Raw genomic sequence first — 22,951 nt, 5'->3', positions numbered from 1 at the left:
CCGGTTCACGGGGTGACCGATACCGTCACCGGCCGTCACGCCCGGCGCCGGCGGCGTCGCGGGGAGTCATGCGGCGCGCGTCACGCGACGCAATCCGCACACTCCTCGTCGCGCTGCGCGGCGCGGCTCGGCGCGGATCAGCCGACGATGCGGGCGGGCGCGAGCGCCGGCACGGCCGCGCCCCACCCGAGCGCGGGAGCGACCTCGCGCGCGATGAGCTCGATCGAGCGCAGCACGAGCTCGTGCGGCGGGTCGACCGAGTGCACCTGGAACGCCACCTCGGTCGCCTGCGCGGCGACGTCGTCACGGGCGAGCGACTCGATCACGTCGTCGACCGTGCCGACATGGGTGTCGTAGGCGGCGATGAGGTCGTCGAGCCGGTCCCCGAGCGGCATCTGGCCTGCGCGGGCGAACCCGACGACGGCGCGGCGCAGACCGATCTCCGCGTGGCGGCGGGCCTCCGCGCGAGAGTCGGCGACGAACACGGTGCGCGACGCGACGATCCGCGGCGGCACCCCGTGCGGCAGCGCCGCGCGGTACGCGTCGACGATCGGCTGCTGCACGTGCGCGAGGCTCGCGCGTGGAGCATCCGCCGGTCTCGGCTGGGTGCGGGAGAGCATGAGGCCGTGCCCGGCCCGCCCGGCGCGCGTGCCGCCCGCAGGTGAGAACGTCGCCTGCCAGACCCGGCCGAGCAGGCCCCTGCCCGGCGGTTGCAGGCGATTCGCCTCGTCGCCGAGGGCGCCACCGGCGAGCGCGGCGACGAGTGCGTCGACCTTCTCGTCGAAGCTGCGCCCACGGTCGTCGGGGTTCGCCCCGAAGGCGAGGAACGCAGCGGGCGTCGCCCCGGAGCCGAGGCCGAGCTCGACCCGTCCTCCCGAGAGCAGGTCGAGCACGACGGCGTCTTCGGCGACCCGTACGGGGTCTTCGAGCGGCAGGGTCACGACCCCCGTGCCCAGTCGGATGCGCGAGGTCTGCGCCGCGACGTGCGCGAGCAGCACGAACGGCGACGGCAGGCCGCCCTCGGCGACGCGGAAGTGATGCTGCGCGACCCATGCCGAGTCGAACCCCTGTCGCTCGGCGGCGACGATCTGCTCGCTCGCGATGCGATAGCGCTCGGCCGCGCCCGCGTCGTCGAGCAGGCGGGTGAAGAATCCGATGCGGGTCGTGCGACCGCCCTCGTGCTCGGTCATGTTCAGCCCTCCCGGCACCCGACGTTAGGCACGACGTCGAGATGCCGCCACCCGGCCCGTCACATGGGGGAACCGACGGTCACACGGGGTCACGCGTCGCAGGTCACGGGAGCGAGCCGGCCGGTTCGGCATCGGCGGTGCGGCGGGCGCGGGCGCGCCGGGTTCTCCGACAGGATGACGGCATCGACTGTTCGAGGGGGACGACCGGTGTCATCGAAGAAGGTCCGCAACGCCCTGCCGTCGTGGGGCAACGAGCTCTGGCTGTCGCGCGGTCAGCGCCGGTTCATCGGCATCGTCACGACCGTCACGGTCGTCGCGGCGCTCGTCGGGTGGCTGCTGACCCTCACCCCGACCCCGTCGGCGATGGCGATCCGGTCGCTCTTCGAACGCGGCGGCGCCGAGACCGCCGCGGAGATGCGACGGCACGTGCGCGACACCCCGCTCGAGGCATCCGTCGACCAGTACGTCGGCGGCGACGAGGCCGACGCCGCGATGCGCTACGACGTGTTCTCGCCGGCCGACAGCGGCGACGAGCCGCTGCCGACGATCGTGTGGGTGCACGGCGGCGCCTGGATCTCGGGGTCGTCGACGAACGTCGACCCGTACCTGCGGATCCTCGCGGGCGAGGGCTACACGACGGTCGGGCTGAACTACGGGCTCGGCCCCGAGGCGACGTATCCGACCGCGGTGCACCAGCTCAACGACGCGCTGCTCGAGCTCGACGCGCGCGCCGACGACCTGCGCATCGACCGCGACCGCATCGTGCTCGCCGGCGACTCGGCCGGCGCCCAGCTCGCGAGCCAGCTCGCCGCGCTCACCACGAACGCCGACTACGCCCGCCTGCTCGGCATCGACCCCGCGCTCGACGCCGACCAGCTCGTCGGGGTCGTGCTCAACTGCGGCGTCTACGACCTCGACGCGATGTCGGAGCTCACCGGCATCGGCGCGTGGGGGTTCAAGATCGCGCTGTGGGCGTACACGGGGACCCGCGACTGGTCGCAGGAGTCATCGGGCGCGACGATGTCGACGATCGACTTCATCACCGAGGACTTCCCGCCGACGTACATCTCGGGCGGCAACGGCGACGCGCTCACCTGGATCCAGTCGCTGCCGATGCGCGATCGGCTGGCCGAGGAGGGGGTCGAGACGACCGAACTGTTCTGGCCCGCCGATCACGAGCCGAAGCTGGCGCACGAGTACCAGTTCCACCTCGACCTCGACGAGGCGCAGGCCGCGCTCGACGAGACCCTCGAGTTCCTCCGCGGTGTGACTGGCTGAGCCGGCGGATGCCGCGGTCGTCAGTCGCGCGACGAACTGTGCCGCGGCTTGCGAGGCGGACGGTCGTCGCCGCCGTCGTTTCCACGGCTGCCCTGGTCGTCGCGGTCGTAGCCGCGGTCTCGGTCACGGTCGTCGCGGCGCCCACGGTCGTCGCGGTCGTACCCGCGCGAACCGCGGTCGCGGTCGTACCCGCGTCCGCCCCGGTCGTCGCGGTCGTAACCGCGTCCGCCCCGGTCGCCGCGGTCGTAACCGCGCCCGCCCCGGTCGCGGTCGTAGCCCCCGCGCGACGATCCGCCCTTGTCGGGGCGCAGGTCGATGAGCTCGCCCGAGATGCGCGTGCCGGCGAGCCGGTCGAACACCTCGCGGGGAAGGTCGGCGGGCAGTTCGACGAGCGAGAAGTCGCCGCGGATCTGGATCTTGCCGAACTCCTCACGACGCAGCCCGCCCTCGTTCGCGAGCGCTCCGACGATCTGCCGGGGGTCGACGTGCTGGCGTCGCCCGACCGAGATTCGGTAGTTCTTGAACGGCGGGTGCGAGTGACGCCGGTCGGAGCCGTCGCGCTCGTAGCGATCGCGACCGCGATCTCCGCGGTCGCGGTCGTAGCGGTCGCCTCGCGAATCGCGCGAATCGCGCGACCCGCGATCCCCGCGGTCCCGATCGCGGTCGAACCGCGCCGGTCGCTCGGGCTCGGGCTCCATGAGCAGCGGCGACTCGCCCTGCGCGACCACGGCGAGCGCGGCGGCCACATCGGTCTCGGGCACGTCGTGGTGGCGCACGTAGTGCGCGATGATGTCGCGGAACCCCTCGATGCGGTCGGACTCGCCGAGCGCCGCGGTGATGCGGTCGTCGAAGCGCGCGAGGCGGGTGACGTTGATGTCCTCCACGCTCGGCAGCTGCATCTGGGTGAGGGGCTGCTTCGTGGTCTTCTCGATGCGGTTGAGCAGGCCCCGCTCGCGGGGCGTCACGAAGCTGATCGCGTCGCCCGAGCGTCCGGCGCGACCCGTGCGGCCGATGCGGTGCACGTAGGGCTCGGGGTCGGTCGGGATGTCGTAGTTGACCACGTGCGAGATGCGCTCGACGTCGAGGCCTCGCGCCGCGACATCCGTCGCCACCAGGATGTCGAGCTTGCCGCTCTTCAGCTGGTCGACCGTTCGCTCGCGCTGCGCCTGCGCGACGTCGCCGTTGATCGCGGCGGCCGAGTAGCCGCGGGCGCGCAGCTTCTCGGCGACCTCTTCGGTGGCGTTCTTCGTGCGGACGAAGATGATCATGCCCTCGAAGTTCTCGACCTCGAGGATGCGGGTCAACGCGTCGATCTTCTGCGCGTGCGCGACGAGCAGGTAGCGCTGGGCGATGTTCGCGGAGGTCTGCGTCTTGGCCTTGACGGTGATCTCTTCGGGGTCGTGCAGGTACTGCTGCGACATCCGCCGGATCGCGTGCGGCATGGTCGCCGAGAAGAGGGCGACCTGCTTGTCGTCGGGGGTGTCGGCGAGGATCGTCTCGACGTCTTCGGCGAAGCCCATCTTGAGCATCTCGTCGGCCTCGTCGAGCACGAGGTACTTGAGCTCAGAGAGGTCGAGGGTGCCCTTGTCGAGGTGGTCCATGATGCGACCGGGGGTGCCGACGACGATGTGCACGCCGCGGCGCAGCGCCGAGAGCTGCACGCCGTAGCCCTGGCCGCCGTAGACGGGCAGGATGTGCACGCCGCGCAGGTGGGCGGCGTACTTCTCGAACGCCTCGCACACCTGCAGCGCGAGCTCGCGGGTCGGGGCGAGCACGAGCGCCTGCGGCGTCTTCTGGTCGACGTCGAGCCGATCGAGCACGGGCAGCGCGAACGCCGCGGTCTTGCCGGTTCCCGTCTGCGCGAGGCCGACGACGTCGCGCCCCGAGAGCAGGGTCGGGATGGTCGCCGCCTGGATCGCCGAGGGCGTCTCGTACCCGACGTCGTCGAGTGCGCGGAGCACGGCGTCGCCGAGCCCGAGGTCCGCGAACGTGGTCGTGGGGGTCGCGGCGGGCTCCTCCGGAGCCGCGGCCTCGACGGGGGCATCGCCTGTGGTCACCCTTCAGGGTACCGCCCGACCCCTGCGCAGAACCTGAGTCGGGCTCGCGGATGCCGCGTGGCCGGCGCCACCCCGAGTACGGGCGCCCCCACCGATCGACGCGTCTCGAGCCCCGCTCAGCCCTTCGGCTTCTTCGGTCCCTGGCCTCGGCCCGGGTGGTCGTCTTCGGGCTCGGGAGTCGGCTCGGGCGTGGGCTCGGCGGTCTCGGTCGGCTCGGGCTCGACGGTCGGCTCGGCGGTGGGTGCGCCGGGCTCGCCGGCGGAGTCGTCGGGCTCGGCCGTCGGCGTCGGGTCGGCCGGCGGCGTCGCCGTCGGCAGGATCGGCGGATAGGCCCGCGTGGGCGTCGGGGCGTCGGGCGTCGGGCGCGGCGACTCGACGGCCGGAGCGGCCTCGTCGACCTGCCCAGCGGTCGACCCGATGACCGCGACGGCGCCGCCGAGCATCGCCACCGCGACGAGGCCGGCACCGGCGATCACCGCGGCCTGCCGGTGTCCCCGCACCCAGGCCGTCGCCGGGGCGAGGGCGCGGCCGATCGGGGCGAATCGCCCGCGCAGCCACGCGACGGCGCGGCCGAGCTGCGGAACCCGGCCGGGCAGGGTGCGCACCCGAACGAGGAGCGCGGAGCCGCGCGCGACCATCCACGCCACGAGCGCGGCCGCGAGCGTCGTCACGCGTGCGAGCAGCGCGGCGCCGAGCGTGCGCTTCGGCGCGGCCCGCCGGCCGCGGGGGCGGCGCAGGGGCTCGTCGGGGTGCTCGTCGGTCACGGGGGCCTCGGGTGATGCTCGGGTCGGTCGACGTCGGGTCGTGCGCCGTCGTGCCGACACCGTGCCGACGTGGCGCACCATGACCCGCGAACGGGGGATGTCCCCAACGAGGATAGGCGTTGATCGGCGCCGCCGCACCCCCGGCGGTCGTGGCAGGGGCGAAAACGCCGGCGGTCGCGGCATCGCGGCACGCCGCCGGCCACGGCGCGGCGGCGCGGTGCCGGTCAGGCGCTGACGAGCAGCCCGTAGATGAGCGAGCCGAACTGCTGGATGAGCGCCATGGCCCCGATGGTCGCGCCGATCGCGCCGTAGACGCGCGTGGCCCCGCCGCGCACGAAGGCGACGATGCCGACGGAGATGGCGGCGAGCGCCAGCACGACCATGACGGCGGCTGACACGAGCGCGACCGTCGAGTACGCCGAGTAGTCGGCCGAACGGATGATCGACGCGTTCACGAAGATCATCACGAAGTCGAGCACGACGATGAAGACGCCGAACACGAGGGCGACGACGCCGACCGGTTCGCTGCGACGGGTGTCGGCGGGGGGCTTGCGCGTCGACGGCGCGGAACCGGCGGCGTACCCGGGAGCGGGCGCTGCGGGCGAGCCGTGAACGGGTTCCTGGCTGGTCATGCGGCCACCCTATCGGCCGGCTCCCTCGCACGACCGGAGGCACGCGTTCCTGCTAGTCTTCGACGCAGTTTCAACGTTGAAACCGAGAGACCCGAGGACGATGACGACCCGAACCGACTCCAGCTCGGCCGCTGCGGCCCGTGCCGCGCGCACCACCCATCCGCTCGGCGCCCGCACGTGGGCCGCCGTCATCCTCGTCGGGCTCGTCGGCCAGCTCGCGTGGGTGATCGAGAACATGTACCTCAACGTGTTCGTCTACGACACGATCTCGACCGACCCCGTCGTGCTCGCGGTCATGGTCGCGACGAGCGCGGTCGCCGCCACGGTCGCGACCCTCGTCGTCGGCGCCTGGAGCGACCGCCTCGCGCGGCGCCGTGAGCTCATCGCGGCGGGCTACGTCGCGTGGGGTGCCGTCACCGCGGCCTTCGGGCTCGTGGGCGCACCGGATGCCGCGGCCGAGGCCGCGCCGGCCGTCGTCGTCGCGGTCGTGGCGATCATCGCGCTCGACTGCATCATGAGCTTCATCGGCTCGGGGGCGAACGACGCCGCGTTCGCCGCCTGGGTCACCGACTCGACGGTGCCCGCGAACCGCGGCCGGGTCGACGGGTGGCTCGCGACGATGCCGCTCGTCGCCATGCTGCTCGTGTTCGGCTTGCTCGATCCACTGACGCAGGGCGGCCGGTGGGCCGCGTTCTTCGCGATCGTCGGCGGCGTCACCGCGGCGACGGGTGTGGCGGCGTGGTTCCTCGTGCGCGACCGAGGAGTCGCGCCACGGCAGTCGGGCGTCTGGCGCTCGGTCGTCGACGGCCTGCGCCCGGCGACCGTGCGCCGCGAGCCCGCGCTGTTCCTGACGCTCGCGATCTGGTGCGTCGTCGGCGTGAGCTCGCAGGTGTTCATCCCGTTCGTGCTCATCTACCTGCGGTACTCGCTGCGGCTCGAGAGCTCGGCGATCGTGCTCGGCATCGTGCTCGTGCTCGCGTCGGTGCTGAGCGTCATCGGCGGACGCGTCATGGACCGGGTCGGCAAGGAGCGCTACCTGCTGCCCGTCGTCGCGGTCTTCGCGGTCGGCCTCGTCGCGATGTGGTTCGCCCGCGACTTCACCGGGGTGATCGTGGCGGCGACGCTCATGATGGCCGGCATGATGAGCTCGATCGCCGCGGTCTCGGCGATGACGCGCGACCAGACCCCGGCCGACCGCGCCGGCGGCGTGCAGGGGGCACGCATGATCATGGCGGTCATGCTGCCGATGGTGATCGGTCCGGCGATCGGTGCCGCGATCGTCTCGGGTGCTGCGCACACCTACATCGAGCTCGGGCGGGAGCAGCCGGTGCCCGGGCCCGAGATCTTCCCCGTGGCGGCCGCCGTGCTGCTGCTCGTGCCGGTGCTCGCGATGCTGCGCCGGCGGGTGCTGCGACGTGAGGCGGGCGAATGAACGGGTTTCGAGACGGTCGCTCCGCTCCCTCCTCAACCCGCTCCGCACGAGTCGGTCGCTCCGCTCCCTCCTCAACCCACTCCGCACGAGACGGTCGCTCCGCTCCCTCCTCAACCCGCCTCAGTGACCGCCGCACGCCGTGGGCCGACGCGATCGACCCCGACGCGGTGCTCCCCGAGTACCCGCGACCGCAGCTCGCACGCGACAGCCACCTCAACCTCAACGGGTACTGGGACTACCGGTTCACCGACGCCCGAGCGGGCGACGCGGGCCGGCCCGACGACTGGGACGGCCGCATCCTCGTGCCCTTCTCCCCCGAAGCCGGGCTCTCGGGGGTCGGCCGGCAGCTGCAGCCGGGCGAACACCTCTGGTACCGGCGCGCCGTGCGACTGCCCGAGGGGTTCCTCGTCGACCGCGTGATCCTGCACTTCGGCGCGGTCGACCAGCGCTGCCGGGTGTTCGTCGACGACCGGCTCGTGGGTGAGCACGAGGGCGGCTACCTGCCGTTCTCGATCGACGTCACCGATCCGCTCGGCGACGGCGACGAGCACGAGCTCGTGCTCGACGTCGTCGATGCGAGCGACACCTCGTTCCACTCGCGCGGCAAGCAGTCGCTGAAGCGCGGCGGCATCTGGTACACGGCGCAGTCGGGCATCTGGCAGAGCGTCTGGATCGAGTCGGTGCCCGACGTGCACGTGCGGCGCCTCGACCTCCGCCCGAGGCTCGCCGACGAGACGGTCGAGGTCGTCGTCGAGGCATCCGCCCCTCGCGCGCCGTCGTCGGGCGGCGCTCCGGCGACCGGTCCGGCTGCCGCACCGCTCGCGACCGTCGTCGTGTTCGCGGGCGGCCGCGAGATCGCCCGCGCCGAGGGCCCTGCCGGCAGCACCCTCACCCTGCCCGTTCCCGAGCCGCGACGTTGGAGCCCCGACGACCCGTTCCTCTACGACGTCGAGGCGCGCCTCGGCGACGACGTGGTGCGGAGCTACGTCGGCATGCGCTCGGTCGGCGTCGCGCCCGACGCGTTCGGCCGGCCGCGGCTCGTGCTGAACGGCGAGCCCGTCTTCCACGCGGCGGTGCTCGACCAGGGCTACTGGCCGGAGGGCCTCTACACGCCGCCGTCCGACGCGGGGATGGTGCACGACCTCGTCGCGATGAAGGACCTCGGCTTCAACGCCGTGCGCAAGCACATCAAGGTCGAGCCGCTGCGCTGGTACCACCACTGCGACCGGCTGGGCCTGCTCGTCTGGCAGGACATGGTGAACGGCGGACGCCGCTACAACCCGGCCGTCATCACGGCGCCGGTCAAGCTGCCGGTGCGGCTCGACGACCGCAGGCATCGGCTGTTCGGCCGGCAGGATGCCGCGGGGCGGGCGGAGTACACCGCCGAGCTCGAGGCGACCGTGCGCCTGCTGCAGAACACGCCGAGCGTCGTCGTGTGGGTGCCGTTCAACGAGGGGTGGGGCCAGTTCGACGCGCTCGACGCCGTCGAGCGGGTGCGTGCGATCGACCCCGATCGGGTGATCGACCACGCGAGCGGCTGGCACGACCAGGGCGGCGGCGACCTCGAGAGCCTGCACGTCTACTTCCGCCGGCTGAAGCCCGGTCGCGACTGGGGTCGCGACGGTCGCGCCGTCGTCGTCTCCGAGTACGGCGGCTACAGCCTGCGGCTGCCCGGACACGAGTTCTCGCCGAAGGAGTTCGGCTACCGGCGCTTCAGATCGATCGCGCAGCTCACCGACGGGTTCGTCGACCTGCACCGACGCGAGGTGCTGCCCGCGATCGCGGCGGGCCTGTCGGGCATCGTCTACACGCAGCTCTCCGACGTCGAGGACGAGCTCAACGGGCTGCTGACCGCCGACCGCACCGTCGTGAAGGTCGACGCCGGCCGCGTGCGCGAGGTCCTCGGCGAGCTGTTCGCCGAGTTCGCCGCGGCCACGGCCGCGGCATCCCCCTCGCCCACCGCCCCGCACCCCATCGGCGCCCGGCCGACCGCACCGAACCCGAGAAGGGAACCCCATGGCCCGAACGATCGTCGAGCGTGAGCTCACCGCCCCCGTCGCCCTCTGCCGTCCCGACGGCAGGCTCGACCGCGATGCCGTCGGCTGGACGCGCACGCCGCTGCACGACACCTCCGGCATCGACGGCCGTCGGGTCTGGGGCCGCAACAAGCGCTGGGAGTACTGGGCGGTGACGACGCCGACCCACATCGTCGCGGTCACGGTCTCGTCGATCGACTACGCGGCGGTGCACGCGATCCTCGTGCACGACCGGCGCGACGGGTCGACGATCGACCGCTCGGCGATCGCACCGCTCGGCTCGAGCGCGACGCTGCCGGCGTCGCTCGGCGACGGGCCGGCTCGCGCGCGCACCGCCGCGATCGAGATCGACCTCGAGGAGCTGCCCGACGCGGCGGGCACGCGCCTGCGCGGCACGGCCGATGGCGTGCGGTTCGAGATCGTCGCGCACCGGCCTGCCGGGCACGAGTGCCTCGGCGTCGTGGTGCCCTGGTCGGACCGCCGGTTCCAGTACACGGTGAAGGACGTCGCGCGGCCCGCGACCGGCTGGCTCGAGGTCGGGGCCGGTGACGGCCGTCGCGGCGAGCGCATCGAGCTGCCCGAGGGCGAGAGCTGGGCGGTGCTCGACCACGGCCGCGGCCGCTGGCCCTATCGCATGGTGTGGAACTGGGGCGCCGCCTCGGGCGTCGTCGGCGGGCGCACGATCGGCCTGCAGCTCGGCGGCAAGTGGACCGACGGCACCGGCTCGACCGAGAACGCGGTCGTCGTCGACGGCCGGCTGCACAAGATCAGCGAGGAACTCGACTGGGACTACGACGTGCACGACTGGCTCGCGCCGTGGCACATCCGCGGCGAGCACGCCGACCTGTGGTTCGAGCCCTTCTGGGACCGGGTGAGCGCGACCGAGCTCGTCGTGTTCGGCTCGCACGGCCACCAGTGCTTCGGGCACTACTCGGGCTGGGTCGACGCGGGCGACGAGCGCATCGCGGTCGACGGCCTGCTCGGCTGGGCCGAGGACGTGAGGAACCGCTGGTGAGCGGGCACGACGGCGCCGAGGCCCCGCGCACTCGTCCGGGCCGGCGCTCGGCGGGCCCCACCCTCAAGGACGTCGCGGCCATCGCCGGCGTCTCGTACCGCACGGTCTCGAACGTCGTCAACGGCCGCGGCCCCGTGAGCGACGCGACGAGGCTGAAGGTCGAGGCGGCGATCGCCGAGGTCGGCTACCGGCCCCAGCTCGCGGCGCGCCAGCTGCGGGTCGGCCGCACGAACCTGCTCACGCTCTCGGTGCCGTTCCTCTCGCTGCCGTACTTCGCACAGCTCGCGCACGCCGTGGTCGGCGCCGCCGAACGGGTCGGCTACGACGTCGTCGTCGACGAGACCCACGGCGACCCCGCGCGCGAACTGCGCGCGGCGAGCGGGTTCGGCACGATGCTCACCGACGGCATCGTGCTGAGCCCGATGTCGCTGAGCGATGCGCAGCTCGACGCCGCGCGCGGCACCACCCCGCTCGTCGTGCTCGGCGAACGCATCCGCGGTGCGCGCGTCGACCGGGTCGTCGTCGACAGCGTGGTGTCGTCGCGCGACGCGACGGCGCACCTCATCGCCTCGGGTCGGCGCACGCTCGGGTTCCTCGGCACGGTTCCGGATGCCTCGTCGGGGGCGGCGGCCGCCGACCTGCGTCTCGAGGGCTTCCGCGAGGCGTTGCGCACGGCCGGGCTCGACGCCTCCCCACGGCACGTGCTCGAAGTGTCCCCGTGGGATCCGGCCTCGCCCGACGGCGACTACTCGCGCGAGGAGGGGTACGCGCGCGTGCGGGCGCTGCTCGGCGCCGTCGGCGGCGGATCGAGCGGGCTCGACGCACTCGACGGGCTCGACGGACTCGTCTGCGCGAACGACCTGCTCGCGATCGGCGCGCTGCGCGCCTTCCGCGAGGCGGGCGTCGACGTGCCGGGGCAGGTGGCCGTCGTCGGCTGGGACGACTCCCCCGAGTCGGCGTTCGCGGCACCGTCGCTCACGAGCATCGCCCCCGACCTCGGCGAGATCGCCCGGCTCGCCGTCGACTCGGTGCTGCGCCTCGTCGACCACCCGCACTCGCCGCCGCGCGTCGAGCAGGCGCCGTACCGGCTCGTCGTGCGCCAGTCGGCGCCGTCGGGCGCGGTACGCTCCGGGTGATGCCCACCCTCGCCGCTCCGCCGTTCTCGATGGCGGGCGCCGCTGTGGCGCCGATCATCGCGATCGGGCTTCTCGTGATCGCGACCGTCATCATCGTCGACTGGCGGATCCAGAAGCGACGCCGCAAGTAACCGTCACCCTGCGGTCGACGCCCGCACGACGAGTTCGGGCTGGAAGACCACCTGTTCGGGCTCGAACCCCTCGTCGGCGTCGGCCTCGCGCAGCAGCAGGTCGACGGCGGTGTGCCCGATGAGGGCGGCGGGCTGGCGGATCGAGGAGAGCGGCACGACCGCGGCTGCGGCGAAGTCGATGTCGTCGTAGCCGATGAGCGCGATGTCGCCCGGCACGCTGACGTCGCCCCGCATCACGAGCGCCTGCAGCACGCCCATCGCGAGCAGGTCGTTCGCGGCGAACACGGCGTCGGGCCGGTCGGCGGGCGGGCGCGCGCGCAGCGCCTCTCCGGCAGCCCGCCCCTGCAGCACGGTGAGGTTCTCGGTCGGGACGACCTCGAGCGAGGCATCCGGCACCTCGGCGATCGCACGCCGGGCACCCTCGAGGCGGTCGGCGACCTGGCGGATCGACTCGGGGCCGCCCACGAACGCGATGCGACGCCGACCCATGCCGAGCAAGTGCTCGGCCGCGAGCCGTCCGCCCGCGACGTCGTCGACCGCGACCGACGAGAAGCTGCGGTCGTGCGCCTGCCGGTCGACGAGCACGACGGGGGTGCCGCGCTCGCGCAGGCGCTGCAGCCGGGGCAGGTCGTCGGCGAGCGGCGAGATGAGCACGCCGTGCACACGCTGCTCCTCGAAGAGGTCGACGTAGACGCGCTCGCGCTCGATGTCCTCGTCGCTCGTGCCGAGCAGCACGGTGAGGCCGGCGTCGGCGGCGCGGGTCTCTGCGCCGCGAGCGACCTCGGTGAAGAACGGGTTGCGCACGTCGAGCACGACGAAGCCGATCGAGCGGCTCCGGCCGGCGCGCAGCTGGCGGGCCGCGTCGTTGCGCACGAACCCGAGCTCCTCGATGGCCGCGAGCACCCGCTCGACGGTCGCGGGCGCGACCTTGTCGGGCCGGTTGAGCACGTTCGAGACGGTTCCGACCGACACCGACGCGGCGGCCGCGACGTCACGAACACTCACTGCCATTGCCGTTCCCCTCCTGGTTTCCCCACCGAACCGGTCGCGACCGCTCGGCATCGAGCCGATTCGATCATGACATCGAACCCGACGGGCGGTCGGCACGCGGATTGAGTCGTTTCAATATCGTGACTTGACCACTCGCCCGACCTGACCTTACAGTAACCGTGGGTCGATTTTGAATCGATTCATCACCACCTGTGACAACGAGCGCATCCCCCGCTCCACCTCGACGAGGAGGCCCCCGTGACGGACACCCCGCCCACGCCTGCGGCGACTCCGCCGATGCTCGAACTCGAGCACGTGGCGAAGTCGTTCGGAGCAGTGGTCGCGCTGCGATCCGGCAGCCTGCGGCTCGAGCGCGGATCGATCCACGCGCTCATCGGCGAGAACGGCGCCGGCAAGTCGACGCTCGTGAAGATCGTCGCGGGCCTCTACCGCCGCGATGCCGGCGACCTCCGCCTGGGCGGCGAGAGCGTCGACTTCGGGTCGACCGCGCAGTCGAAGGCCGCGGGCATCGCCGTCATCTACCAGGAGCCCACGCTCTTCCCCGACCTCACCGTCACCGAGAACGTCTTCATGGGCCGACAGCCCGTGAACCGCTGGGGTCGCATCGACCGCAAGGCGATGCGGCACGAGGTCGAGCAGCTGTTCGCCCGGCTCGGGGTCGGCATCGACCCCGACCGCCCGGCCGAGGGCCTGTCGATCGCCGACCAGCAGGTCATCGAGATCGCGAAGGCCGTCTCGCTCGACGCGCGCGTGCTCATCATGGACGAGCCGACCGCCGCCCTCTCGGGCGTCGAGGTCGACCGTCTCTTCCAGATCGCGCGGAGCCTGCGCGACGAGGGTCGCGCGCTCCTGTTCATCTCGCACCGCTTCGACGAGGTCTTCGCCCTCTGCGACACCGTCACCGTCATGCGCGACGGCGCCTACATCGCGACGACCCCCATCGGCGAGACCACGGTCGACGAGCTCGTGCGCCAGATGGTCGGCCGCGACGTGACCGAGCTCTTCCCCAAGCTCGAGGCCGAGATCGGCGAGCCGCTGCTCGAGGTCGAGGGGCTGTCGAGCCCCCTCTTCCACGACATCTCGTTCACCGTGCGCGCCGGCGAGATCGTCGGTCTCGCCGGCCTCGTCGGTGCCGGTCGCAGCGAGGTCGCCCGCGCCGTGTTCGGCGTCGACGGCTACGACGAGGGCACCGTGCGCCTCGGCGGTCGCGCGGTGCCGAAGGGCCGGCCGGATGCCGCGATGAAGGCCGGTCTCGCGCTCGTCCCCGAAGACCGTCGCAAGCAGGGCCTCGTGCTCGACTCGTCGGTCGCCCGCAACGTCACGCTCGCGATCCGCGAGACCATCGCGAAGGCCGGCCTCATCACCTCGGGCATGGAGAACCGCGCCGCGAAGGAGTGGGCGAGCCGGCTCGAGGTCAAGACGAACGCCCTCTCGACCGTCGCGGGCACCCTCTCGGGCGGCAACCAGCAGAAGGTCGTGCTCGGCAAGTGGCTCGCGACCGAGCCCCGGGTGCTCATCATCGACGAGCCGACCCGCGGCATCGACATCGGCACGAAGTCCGAGGTGCACCGCCTGCTCTCGGAGCTCGCGGGGCGCGGCATGGGCATCCTCATGATCTCCTCCGAGCTGCCCGAGGTGCTCGGCATGGCCGACCGCGTGCTCGTCATGCGCGAGGGCCGCATCACCGCCGAGATCGACCGCGACGCCGCGACGAGCGAGAACGTCATGTTCGCCGCGACCCACGCCGAGGGGGCCCACCAGTGACCGCCACCATCGAGAAGACCGCCGTCACCAAGCGGCTCCACGCGATCGGCGCCGTGCGCGAGTTCGGCATCCTGCTCGCCCTCGCGCTCGTCGTGCTCGCGGCGACCGTCGCGAACCCGAACTTCCTGTTCAGCGCCGACGGCTGGCGCGACCTGCTGCTCACCCCGGCGATCCTCGTGCTCGTCGCGATCGGGCAGGCGATCGTCATCATCACGCGCAACGTCGACCTCTCGGTCGGCTCGATCCTCGGCCTGTCGGCCTACCTCACGGGCCGGCTGTTCATCGACCTGCAGGGCATCCCGATCGTCGCCGTGTTCGTGATCGCCGTCGTCTTCGGCGGGCTCCTCGGCCTCATCAACGGCGCGCTCGTCGCGTTCGCGAAGGTGCCGGCCATGGTCATCACGCTCGGCACCCTCTACGCCTACCGCGGCATCAACGTGCTGTGGACGGGCAGCGACCGCATCAACGCCTCCGACCTCCCGAAGGACTTCCTCGCGCTCGGCACCGGGCAGATCCTGTGGATCCCGATCCTCACGATCATCGCCGTCGTCGTGCTCGCCGTGACCGGCTGGATCATGAAGAACACCCGGGGCGGCCGCGAATTCTACGCGATCGGCTCCGACCCCGCCGCGGCCGAGCTCTACGGCCTGCGCGTCACCCGACGCCTGCTCATCGCCTTCGTGGTCTCGGGCGCGCTCTCGGGCCTCGCGGGCGTGCTCTACGCCGCGCGCTACGGCACCATCAACTCGCAGGCGGGCGCCGGCTGGGAGCTCGACGCCGTCGGCGCGGCCGTCATCGGCGGCGTCGCCATCACCGGCGGCGTGGGCTCGGTCTGGGGCGCCGCGATCGGCGCCTGGCTGCTGCTCACGATCAACCGTGCGCTGCCCATCCTCGGCATCCCCGACTTCTGGCAGCGCGCCGTGGTCGGCGCCCTCATCATCGGCGCCATCGTGCTCGACCGCGTGCTCGCCGTGCGACAGAAACGCAAGCTCCTCGAGGCGAGGGAGGACGAACGATGACCGCCACCACCACCGCGGCCGCCGCCATCGCGCGCACGTACCGCGACTACGACCGTCCGCTCTGGCAGCGGGTGCTGCTCACTCGCGAGATGGCGATCGTCGCCCTCGTCGTCGTCGTCTCGCTCGTCGCCGCGGCCACCGTGCGCGGCTTCGGCCAGCCCATCACCGTCACGTACCTGCTGCTCGACGTCATGCCGATCCTGCTCATCGCCCTCCCGATGACGCTCATCATGATCACGGGCGAGATCGACCTCTCGGTCGCGAGCATCGTCGGCCTCTCGAGCGTGCTCACGGGCGTGCTCACCGCGGGCGGCATGCCGTTCGAGCTCGCGATCGTCGTCGCGCTCGTCGCCGGCGCCGTGTGCGGAGCCGTCAACGGGTTCCTCGTCACGGTGGTCGGGCTCCCCTCGCTCGCGGTGACGATCGGCACGCTGGCGCTCTTCCGCGGACTCGCCGTCGGGCTGCTCGGCACGACCGCCATCACCGACTTCCCCGACTTCTGGACCGACCTCGCCAAGGCGCGCGTCGGCGGCAGCAACGTGCCCGTCGTGCTGTTCGTGTTCCTCGTGCTGCTCGTCGTGTTCATCGTGCTGCTGCACTTCACGCCGTTCGGTCGCGGCATCTACGCGATCGGACTGTCGAAGGCCGCCGCCCGGTTCTCGGGCGTGCACGTCGAGCGCACGAAGTTCGTGCTCTTCGTGCTCGCCGGCGTGATCTCGGCCCTCGCGGGCGTCTTCTACACGCTGCGCTTCGGGAGCGCCCGCGGCGACAACGCGACCGGCCTCGAACTGCAGGTCATCGCCGCGGTCGTGCTCGGCGGGGTCTCGGTATTCGGCGGCCGCGGGGCCATCCACGGCGTCATCGCCGGCGTGCTGCTCATCGGCGTGCTCTCGAGCGCGCTGCGACTCGCGAACGTCACGAGCGACGTCATCAACATCATCACCGGGGCGCTGCTCGTGCTCTCGGTGGTGACCACCAGCTTCCTGGCCTGGCTGCGCAAGCGCCGGAGGGCACCAGGGGGAACACCGCGCGTCGAGGCCTCCACAGCAGGGTGACCGGGCCGCGCGACCAGTCGAGGCGATCACTCGTCGACCTCATTCCGATGAAGGGAAGAACAACGATGTTTCAGAAGAAGACCCGCGCGGGCGCGCTCGTCGCGCTCACGGCGGCCGCGGCACTGGTGCTGACGGGCTGCGCGGTCGACAGCGGCACCGGCGGCGAGTCGACCGACGGCGGCGACGCCGGCAACCTGTCGATCACCTTCCTGCCGAAGAACCTCGGCAACCCGTACTTCGACACGTCGTCGTCGGGTGCGAAGGAGGCCATCGGCGAGTTCGACGGCACCTTCGCCGAGGTCGGCCCTGCCGAGGCGACGCCCGACGCGCAGGTGAGCTACATCAACACACTCACCCAGCAGGGCGTCGGCGCGATCGCGGTGTCGGCGAACGACCCCGAGGCGATCTGCGACGCCCTCAACGAGGCCCGTGACGCCGGGGTCAAGGTCGTCACGTTCGACTCCGACACCAACCCCGACTGCCGCGACGTGTTCATCAACCAGGCGACCGCCGAGGGCATCGCCAAGGTGCAGGTCGACCTCATCACCGAGCAGATCGGCGACGAGGGCGAGATCGCCATCCTCTCGGCCTCGGCCAACGCGACGAACCAGAACGCGTGGATCGACCTCATGAAGGAGGAGCTCGCCGCGAACCACCCGAACGTGAAGCTCGTCGACACCGTCTACGGCGACGACGACGACCAGACCTCGTTCGACAAGACGGCGGCGCTGCTGCAGACCCACCCGAACCTCAAGGGCATCGTCTCGCCCACCACGGTCGGCATCGCGGCCGCGGCGCGCTACCTCTCGACGTCGGAGTACAAGGGCAAGGTCGCGCTGACCGGCCTCGGCACGCCGAACCAGATGCGCGAGTACGTCGAGGACGGCACCGTCACGTCGTTCGCGCTGTGGAACCCGGCCGACCTCGGCTACCTCGCCGCGTACGCGTCGAAGGCGCTCATCGAGGGCGACATCACGGGTGAAGAGGGCGACTCGTTCGAGGCCGGCAAGCTCGGCGAGTACGAGGTCGGCGCCGACGGCGTCGTGCTCCTCGGCGACCCGTTCGTGTTCGACGCCGAGAACATCGGCGACTTCGACTTCTGAGTCGAAGAGACCTGATCCGCTGAGGATGCCGCAGGCCGGGCTCCCCGGGCCCGGCCTGCGCCTCCCCTCCTCGGCACAGGCATCCCACCCCACCGCACGCGCCGCGACCGAGGAGCCGAGCACGCGATGACCGCATCAGCACCGCGCACCGAGCGCATCTGCTTCCAGCTGCAGGTCGACCCCGACCGCCTCGACGAGTACCGCGAGCGGCACGCCGCGGTCGCCCCCGAGATGCTGCGCGCCATCGAGGCCTCCGGCCGGCGCAACTACTCGCTGTACCTGCGCGACGACGGCCTCCTCATCGGCTACTACGAGACCGATGACGACGAGGCATCCCAGACCGCCCTCGCGGCCGACCCGCGCACCGCCGCGTGGGAGGCGGAGATGGCCCCCTTCTTCGTCGCCCTCGACGGCGGCCGCCCCGACCAGGGCGCCCCCAGACTCCCCGAGGTGTTCCACCTCGAAGACCAGCTCGCCCGGCTCGACACCGAGCCGACGACCCCGACGGGCCGCTGACCCGGCGCACGGCCGGCGCGGCATCCGACCACCCTCACGAAAGCAGGACCACAGTGAGCATCCTCACCGACGACATCCAGGCGCAGCTGGCCGCGCAGGCCATCGAGCTGCCGAGCTGGGCGTTCGGCAACTCGGGCACGCGCTTCAAGGTGTTCGCGACGCCCGGCACGCCGCGCGACCCGTACGAGAAGATCGCGGATGCCGCGCAGGTGCACCGGTACACGGCGCTCGCGCCGACCGTGGCCCTGCACATCCCGTGGGACCGCGTCGACGACTACGAGGGCCTCAAGCGCCACGCCGAAGACCACGGGGTCGCCCTCGGCACGATCAACTCGAACACCTTCCAGGACGACGACTACAAGTTCGGCGCCCTCACCCACGAAGACGCCGCCGTGCGCCGCAAGGCGATCGACCACCACTTCGAGTGCATCGACATCATGCACGCGACCGGCAGCCGCGACCTGAAGATCTGGCTCGCCGAGGGCTCGAACTACCCGGGCCAGGCCGACCTGCGGGGCCGGCAGGACCGCCTGCACGACTCGCTGCAGGAGATCTACGCGCGCCTCGGCGACGACCAGCGCCTCGTGCTCGAGTACAAGTTCTTCGAGCCGGCGTTCTATCACACCGACGTTCCCGACTGGGGCACTTCGTACGCGCAGGTGGCCGCGCTCGGCGACAAGGCCATGGTCTGCCTCGACACCGGCCACCACGCGCCCGGCACGAACATCGAGTTCATCGTCATGCAGCTGCTGCGCCTCGGCAAGCTCGGCTCGTTCGACTTCAACTCGCGGTTCTACGCCGACGACGACCTCATCGTGGGCGCGGCCGACCCGTTCCAGCTGTTCCGCATCATCTTCGAGGTGATCCGCGGCGGCGGCTTCAACGACCCCGACGTCGCGTTCATGCTCGACCAGTGCCACAACGTCGAGGACAAGGTGCCCGGCCAGATCCGCAGCGTGCTCAACGTGCAGGAGATGACGGCGCGAGCCCTCCTCGTCGACGCCGGGGCGCTGCGCGCCGCGCAGCTCTCGGGCGACGTGCTCGAGGCGAACCGCGTGTTCATGGACGCGTTCTACACCGATGTGCGACCGGCCCTCGCCGAGTGGCGCGAGTCGCGGGGCCTCCCCGCCGACCCGATGGCCGCGTTCGCCGAGTCGGGCTACCTCGCGCAGATCGCGGCCGACCGCGTCGGCGGCGTGCAGGCCGGCTGGGGGGCGTGATCATGACGAACCCCGCAGCTGCAGAGCTCATCGCGCGGTCGAATCGCCTCGGCGCCGACCCGAAGAACACGAACTACGCCGGCGGCAACACCTCCGCCAAGGGCACCGCGACCGATCCCGTCACGGGCGAGCCGGTCGACCTGCTCTGGGTGAAGGGGTCTGGCGGCGACCTCGGCACGCTCACCGAGCAGGGCCTCGCGGTGCTGCGGCTCGACCGCCTGCGGGCGCTCGTCGGCGTGTACCCGGGTGTCGACCGCGAGGACGAGATGGTCGCCGCGTTCGACTACTGCCTGCACGGCAGGGGCGGTGCCGCCCCGTCGATCGACACGGCCATGCACGGCCTCGTCGACGCGGCGCACGTCGACCACCTGCACCCCGACTCGGGCATCGCGATCGCGACCGCCGCCGACGGCGAGCAGCTGACCGCGAAGATCTTCGGCGACAAGGTCGCGTGGGTGCCGTGGCGGCGCCCCGGCTTCCAGCTCGGGCTCGACATCGCCGCGATCAAGGCCGCGAACCCGCAGGCGGTCGGCTGCATCCTCGGCGGTCACGGCATCACCGCGTGGGGCGACACCTCGGATGCCGCGGAGCAGAACTCGCTCTGGATCATCGACACCGCCGCGGCCTACCTCGCCGAGCACGGCGACCCGCAGCCGTTCGGCGGCGTGCGCCCCGGCTACGAGGCGCTGCCCGAGGCCGAGCGCCGTGAGCGCGCCGCCGCCCTCGCGCCGACGATCCGCGGCATCGCATCGCACGACAAGCCGATGGTCGGCCACTTCACCGACACCGAGGTCGTGCTCGACTTCCTCGCGAGCGAGAAGGCCCCGGCGCTCGCGGCGCTCGGCACGAGCTGCCCCGACCACTTCCTCCGCACGAAGGTGAAGCCGCTCATCCTCGACGTTCCCGCGACGGCGACGGCCGAGGAGCAGATCGCGCGCCTGCACGAGCTGCACGAGGCGTACCGCGCCGACTACCGGGCGTACTACGACGCCCACGCCACCGCAGGCTCTGCTGGCCAACCCGAGTGGCCCGCGATGCGCGGCGCCGACCCGCTCATCGTGCTCGTGCCGGGCGTCGGCATGTTCTCGTACGGGGCGAACAAGCAGACCGCGCGCGTCGCGGGCGAGTTCTACGTCAACGCGATCAACGTCATGCGCGGCGCGGAGTCGGTGTCGACCTACTCCCCCATCTCCGACGCCGAGAAGTTCCGCATCGAGTACTGGGCGCTCGAAGAGGCGAAGCTCCAGCGCATGCCCAAGCCCAAGACCCACCAGGGCCGCATCGCGTTCGTCACCGGTGCCGCGTCGGGCATCGGCAAGGCCATCGCGACCCGCCTCGCCGCCGAGGGAGCCTGCGTCGTCGTCGCCGACCTCGACCTCGGCAAGGCGCAGGCCGCCGCCGCCGAGCTGGGCTCGACCGATGTCGCGATCGGCGTCGCCGCGAACGTCGCCGACGCCACCGCCGTGCAGGCCGCGCTCGACGAGGCGGTGCTCGCGTTCGGCGGCGTCGACCTCGTCGTCAACAACGCCGGCCTCTCGCTCTCGAAGCCCCTGCTCGAGACCACCGAGGCCGACTGGAACCTGCAGCACGACGTCATGGCCAAGGGCTCGTTCCTCGTGTCCAAGGCCGCCGCCCGCGTGCTCATCGACCAGCAGCTCGGCGGCGACATCATCTACATCTCCTCGAAGAACTCCGTCTTCGCCGGCCCCAACAACATCGCCTACTCGGCGACGAAGGCCGACCAGGCCCACCAGGTACGACTGCTCGCGGTCGAGCTCGGCGAGCACGGCGTGCGCGTCAACGGCATCAACCCCGACGGCGTCGTGCGCGGCTCGGGCATCTTCGCCTCGGGCTGGGGTGCGAACCGCGCCGCGACCTACGGGGTGAAGGAGGAGGACCTCGGCCAGTTCTACGCGAACCGCACGATCCTCAAGCGCGAGGTCGTGCCCGAGAACGTCGCCGACGCCGTGTACGTGCTCACCGGCCCCGAGCTCAGCCGCACCACCGGGCTCCACATCCCCGTCGACTCCGGCGTCGCCGCCGCCTTCCTGCGATGACCCCGGGCTCGTCGGACGCGGGCGCCGTCGCCGCCGTCGACCTCGGCGCGACGAGCGGACGCGTCGTCGTCGGCCACGTCGACCAGGCGGCGGGGCGCCTCGACCTCGAGCAGGTCGCCCGCTTTCCGAACGGGCCCGTGCGACTCGCCTCCGGACTGCACTGGGACTTCACGGGTCTCTACCGCGACCTGTCGCTGGGACTCGCCGAGGCGTTCCGCCGCGAGCCCGCGATCACGTCGATCGGCGTCGACTCGTGGGCGGTCGACTACGGGCTGCTGCGCGACGGGCGCCTGCTCGGCGAACCGTTCCACTATCGCGACGAGCGCAACGCGAACGCGGTCGACGACGTGCACGCCCTCGTGCCGTTCGCCGAGCTGTACCATCGCAGCGGGCTGCAGTTCCTGCCGTTCAACACCGTCTACCAGCTCGCGGCCGAGCGGGCCGGCGGCTGGCTCGGCCTCGCCGACGAGCTGCTCCTCATCCCCGACCTCGTCGCCTACCAGCTCACCGGCGCGAGCGTCGCCGAGCGCACGAACGCGTCGACCACGGGCCTCCTCGCCGTCACGACCGGCGAGTGGGACCTCGAGCTCGTCGAGCGGCTCGGGCTCGAGGCATCCCTGCTGCCCGAACTCGTGTCGCCGGGTGCCCTCATCGGGCCGTTGCGCCCCGCCGTCGCCACCGAGCTCGGGGCGTCCGACGGCGTCGACGTCATCGCCGTCGGCTCCCACGACACGGCCTCGGCCGTCGTCGCCGTGCCGATGCGAGCCGAGTCGGCCGCCTACATCTCGTGCGGCACGTGGGGACTCGTCGGCGTCGAGCTCGAACGGCCCGTCACGAGCGACGCGGCCCGCGCCGCGAACTTCACGAACGAGGGCGGCGTCGACGGGCGCGTGCGGTTCCTGCACAACGTCATGGGGCTGTGGCTGCTCAGCGAGTCGGTGCGCTGGTGGGAGCGAGACGGTTCGACCGTGGTCCTCTCAGAGCTGCTGGATGCCGCGGCCGCCGTCGACCGGCCGGTCGCGCTGTTCGATGCGAACGACCCCCGGTTCCTCGCGCCCGGCGACCTGCCCGGCCGCATCGTCGAGTGGTGCGCGGAGTACGGGGTCGCGCCGCCGCGGTCCCGCGCCGAGTTCGCCCGCTCGATCGTCGAGAGCCTCGCCCAGGCCTTCGCCGACGCCGTGCGCGAGGCGTCGATCCTGTCGGGCGTCGACGTGTCCACGATCCACATCGTCGGGGGCGGCGCTCTCAACGAGCTGCTCTGCCGGCGCACGGCCGATCGCGCGGGCATCCCGGTGCTCGCGGGCCCGGTCGAGGCGACGGCGATCGGCAACGTGCTCGTGCAGGCGCGCGCGCAGGGGTCCGCGACGGGCGAGCTCGACGACCTGCGGGCACTCGTCGCCCGCGCCTTCGCGCCCGTGCGGTACGAACCGCGCGCGACCCGGCACGACGCCTGAGTCGACGATCCGGATCCGGGGCGGGGCAGGTGCCCGCCGCGGAATGAAACGCGGTCCTCGACCGTTCGCAATATTGATTCG

Annotated in this window: 19 protein-coding genes; 14 read left to right on the top strand and 5 right to left on the bottom strand. The window is 72.2% G+C overall.

Features of this window, described 5'->3' with window-relative positions; translation table 11 throughout:
• Positions 1 to 137: 137 nt before the first annotated feature.
• On the bottom strand, positions 138 to 1,190 hold the full coding sequence (locus AC3RJ6_RS04310) for a putative FMN-dependent luciferase-like monooxygenase (RefSeq protein ID WP_491425633.1): 1,053 nt from the start codon (positions 1,188 to 1,190) through the stop codon (positions 138 to 140).
• Between the two features lie 207 nt (positions 1,191 to 1,397).
• Between AC3RJ6_RS04310 and AC3RJ6_RS04305 the strand changes: the two genes are divergently transcribed.
• Positions 1,398 to 2,468 carry an alpha/beta hydrolase gene (locus tag AC3RJ6_RS04305; protein WP_491425632.1) on the top strand — a complete coding sequence of 357 codons (1,071 nt, stop codon included), beginning with the start codon at positions 1,398 to 1,400 and terminating at the stop codon, positions 2,466 to 2,468.
• A 20-nt stretch (positions 2,469 to 2,488) separates the two neighbouring features.
• On the opposite strand, the gene AC3RJ6_RS04300 is transcribed toward AC3RJ6_RS04305, so the two are convergent.
• The 3 genes from AC3RJ6_RS04300 to AC3RJ6_RS04290 all read right to left on the bottom strand — a co-directional run bounded on the left by AC3RJ6_RS04300 (position 2,489) and on the right by AC3RJ6_RS04290 (position 5,921).
• Positions 2,489 to 4,525 (bottom strand): DEAD/DEAH box helicase, encoded by a 2,037-nt coding sequence (locus AC3RJ6_RS04300; RefSeq protein WP_491425631.1) that lies wholly within the window; start codon positions 4,523 to 4,525, stop codon positions 2,489 to 2,491.
• Positions 4,526 to 4,641: 116 nt separating this feature from the next.
• Positions 4,642 to 5,289 (bottom strand): hypothetical protein, encoded by a 648-nt coding sequence (locus AC3RJ6_RS04295; RefSeq protein WP_491425630.1) that lies wholly within the window; start codon positions 5,287 to 5,289, stop codon positions 4,642 to 4,644.
• 224 nt (positions 5,290 to 5,513) lie between these two features.
• A complete protein-coding gene (locus AC3RJ6_RS04290) occupies positions 5,514 to 5,921 on the bottom strand; it encodes a hypothetical protein (RefSeq protein WP_491425629.1) in 408 nt (135 codons plus the stop codon).
• Between the two features lie 100 nt (positions 5,922 to 6,021).
• Between AC3RJ6_RS04290 and AC3RJ6_RS04285 the strand changes: the two genes are divergently transcribed.
• The 5 genes from AC3RJ6_RS04285 to AC3RJ6_RS04265 all read left to right on the top strand — a co-directional run bounded on the left by AC3RJ6_RS04285 (position 6,022) and on the right by AC3RJ6_RS04265 (position 11,671).
• On the top strand, positions 6,022 to 7,353 hold the full coding sequence (locus AC3RJ6_RS04285) for an MFS transporter (protein WP_491425628.1): 1,332 nt from the start codon (positions 6,022 to 6,024) through the stop codon (positions 7,351 to 7,353).
• A gap of 167 nt (positions 7,354 to 7,520) precedes the next feature.
• Positions 7,521 to 9,395, top strand: a complete 1,875-nt coding sequence (locus AC3RJ6_RS04280; RefSeq protein WP_491425627.1) for a glycoside hydrolase family 2 protein — start codon at positions 7,521 to 7,523, stop codon at positions 9,393 to 9,395.
• A complete protein-coding gene (locus AC3RJ6_RS04275; protein ID WP_491425626.1) occupies positions 9,370 to 10,404 on the top strand; it encodes a DUF2804 domain-containing protein in 1,035 nt (344 codons plus the stop codon). Before AC3RJ6_RS04280 ends, AC3RJ6_RS04275 begins: the two co-directional genes overlap by 26 nt.
• Positions 10,401 to 11,540 carry a LacI family DNA-binding transcriptional regulator gene (locus AC3RJ6_RS04270; protein ID WP_491425625.1) on the top strand — a complete coding sequence of 380 codons (1,140 nt, stop codon included), beginning with the start codon at positions 10,401 to 10,403 and terminating at the stop codon, positions 11,538 to 11,540. The genes AC3RJ6_RS04275 and AC3RJ6_RS04270 overlap by 4 nt, the downstream gene beginning before the upstream one ends.
• Entirely contained in the window at positions 11,540 to 11,671 is a 132-nt protein-coding gene (locus AC3RJ6_RS04265; protein ID WP_491425624.1) for a hypothetical protein, read from the top strand. Before AC3RJ6_RS04270 ends, AC3RJ6_RS04265 begins: the two co-directional genes overlap by 1 nt.
• A 3-nt stretch (positions 11,672 to 11,674) precedes the next feature.
• Here the strand turns inward: AC3RJ6_RS04265 and AC3RJ6_RS04260 are convergent, their stop codons facing one another.
• Positions 11,675 to 12,682, bottom strand: coding sequence for a LacI family DNA-binding transcriptional regulator (locus AC3RJ6_RS04260; RefSeq protein WP_491425623.1), 1,008 nt, complete (start codon positions 12,680 to 12,682; stop codon positions 11,675 to 11,677).
• 276 nt (positions 12,683 to 12,958) lie between these two features.
• On the opposite strand from AC3RJ6_RS04260, the gene AC3RJ6_RS04255 reads away from it, so the two are divergent.
• From AC3RJ6_RS04255 to AC3RJ6_RS04220, 8 genes are all read left to right on the top strand, one after another.
• Positions 12,959 to 14,446 carry a sugar ABC transporter ATP-binding protein gene (locus tag AC3RJ6_RS04255; protein ID WP_491426227.1) on the top strand — a complete coding sequence of 496 codons (1,488 nt, stop codon included), beginning with the start codon at positions 12,959 to 12,961 and terminating at the stop codon, positions 14,444 to 14,446.
• Positions 14,443 to 15,465 (top strand): ABC transporter permease, encoded by a 1,023-nt coding sequence (locus AC3RJ6_RS04250; RefSeq protein WP_491425622.1) that lies wholly within the window; start codon positions 14,443 to 14,445, stop codon positions 15,463 to 15,465. Before AC3RJ6_RS04255 ends, AC3RJ6_RS04250 begins: the two co-directional genes overlap by 4 nt.
• On the top strand, positions 15,462 to 16,520 hold the full coding sequence (locus tag AC3RJ6_RS04245; RefSeq protein WP_491425621.1) for an ABC transporter permease: 1,059 nt from the start codon (positions 15,462 to 15,464) through the stop codon (positions 16,518 to 16,520). Before AC3RJ6_RS04250 ends, AC3RJ6_RS04245 begins: the two co-directional genes overlap by 4 nt.
• A 65-nt stretch (positions 16,521 to 16,585) precedes the next feature.
• Positions 16,586 to 17,623, top strand: coding sequence for a rhamnose ABC transporter substrate-binding protein (rhaS, locus tag AC3RJ6_RS04240; RefSeq protein WP_491425620.1), 1,038 nt, complete (start codon positions 16,586 to 16,588; stop codon positions 17,621 to 17,623).
• 126 nt (positions 17,624 to 17,749) lie between these two features.
• Positions 17,750 to 18,139, top strand: a complete 390-nt coding sequence (locus tag AC3RJ6_RS04235; protein WP_491425619.1) for an L-rhamnose mutarotase — start codon at positions 17,750 to 17,752, stop codon at positions 18,137 to 18,139.
• 53 nt (positions 18,140 to 18,192) lie between these two features.
• The gene (gene rhaI, locus AC3RJ6_RS04230; RefSeq protein ID WP_491425618.1) at positions 18,193 to 19,359 is read left to right on the top strand and encodes an L-rhamnose isomerase; all 1,167 of its coding nucleotides are present in this window, start codon (positions 18,193 to 18,195) and stop codon (positions 19,357 to 19,359) included.
• A gap of 2 nt (positions 19,360 to 19,361) precedes the next feature.
• The gene (locus tag AC3RJ6_RS04225) at positions 19,362 to 21,416 is read left to right on the top strand and encodes a bifunctional aldolase/short-chain dehydrogenase (protein WP_491425617.1); all 2,055 of its coding nucleotides are present in this window, start codon (positions 19,362 to 19,364) and stop codon (positions 21,414 to 21,416) included.
• A complete protein-coding gene (locus tag AC3RJ6_RS04220) occupies positions 21,413 to 22,870 on the top strand; it encodes a rhamnulokinase (RefSeq protein WP_491425616.1) in 1,458 nt (485 codons plus the stop codon). The genes AC3RJ6_RS04225 and AC3RJ6_RS04220 overlap by 4 nt, the downstream gene beginning before the upstream one ends.
• The last annotated feature ends 81 nt before the right edge of the window (positions 22,871 to 22,951 follow it).

The organism is Agromyces cucurbitae, assembly GCF_058349945.1.
Note: the sequence above shows the minus strand (reverse complement) of the source record. Positions and strands in the feature narration are given on the sequence as shown.

Excerpts from the sequence above, each read along its gene's own strand:
- AC3RJ6_RS04310 (WP_491425633.1), bottom strand. The coding sequence starts at position 1,190 with ATGACCGAGCACGAGGGCGGTCGCACGACCCGCATCGGATTCTTCACC.
- AC3RJ6_RS04290 (WP_491425629.1), bottom strand. The coding sequence starts at position 5,921 with ATGACCAGCCAGGAACCCGTTCACGGCTCGCCCGCAGCGCCCGCTCCC.
- AC3RJ6_RS04285 (WP_491425628.1), top strand. The coding sequence starts at position 6,022 with ATGACGACCCGAACCGACTCCAGCTCGGCCGCTGCGGCCCGTGCCGCG.
- AC3RJ6_RS04275 (WP_491425626.1), top strand. The coding sequence starts at position 9,370 with ATGGCCCGAACGATCGTCGAGCGTGAGCTCACCGCCCCCGTCGCCCTC.
- AC3RJ6_RS04265 (WP_491425624.1), top strand. The coding sequence starts at position 11,540 with ATGCCCACCCTCGCCGCTCCGCCGTTCTCGATGGCGGGCGCCGCTGTG.
- AC3RJ6_RS04260 (WP_491425623.1), bottom strand. The coding sequence starts at position 12,682 with ATGGCAGTGAGTGTTCGTGACGTCGCGGCCGCCGCGTCGGTGTCGGTC.
- AC3RJ6_RS04255 (WP_491426227.1), top strand. The coding sequence starts at position 12,959 with ATGCTCGAACTCGAGCACGTGGCGAAGTCGTTCGGAGCAGTGGTCGCG.
- AC3RJ6_RS04245 (WP_491425621.1), top strand. The coding sequence starts at position 15,462 with ATGACCGCCACCACCACCGCGGCCGCCGCCATCGCGCGCACGTACCGC.
- rhaS (WP_491425620.1), top strand. The coding sequence starts at position 16,586 with ATGTTTCAGAAGAAGACCCGCGCGGGCGCGCTCGTCGCGCTCACGGCG.
- AC3RJ6_RS04235 (WP_491425619.1), top strand. The coding sequence starts at position 17,750 with ATGACCGCATCAGCACCGCGCACCGAGCGCATCTGCTTCCAGCTGCAG.
- AC3RJ6_RS04225 (WP_491425617.1), top strand. The coding sequence starts at position 19,362 with ATGACGAACCCCGCAGCTGCAGAGCTCATCGCGCGGTCGAATCGCCTC.
- AC3RJ6_RS04220 (WP_491425616.1), top strand. The coding sequence starts at position 21,413 with ATGACCCCGGGCTCGTCGGACGCGGGCGCCGTCGCCGCCGTCGACCTC.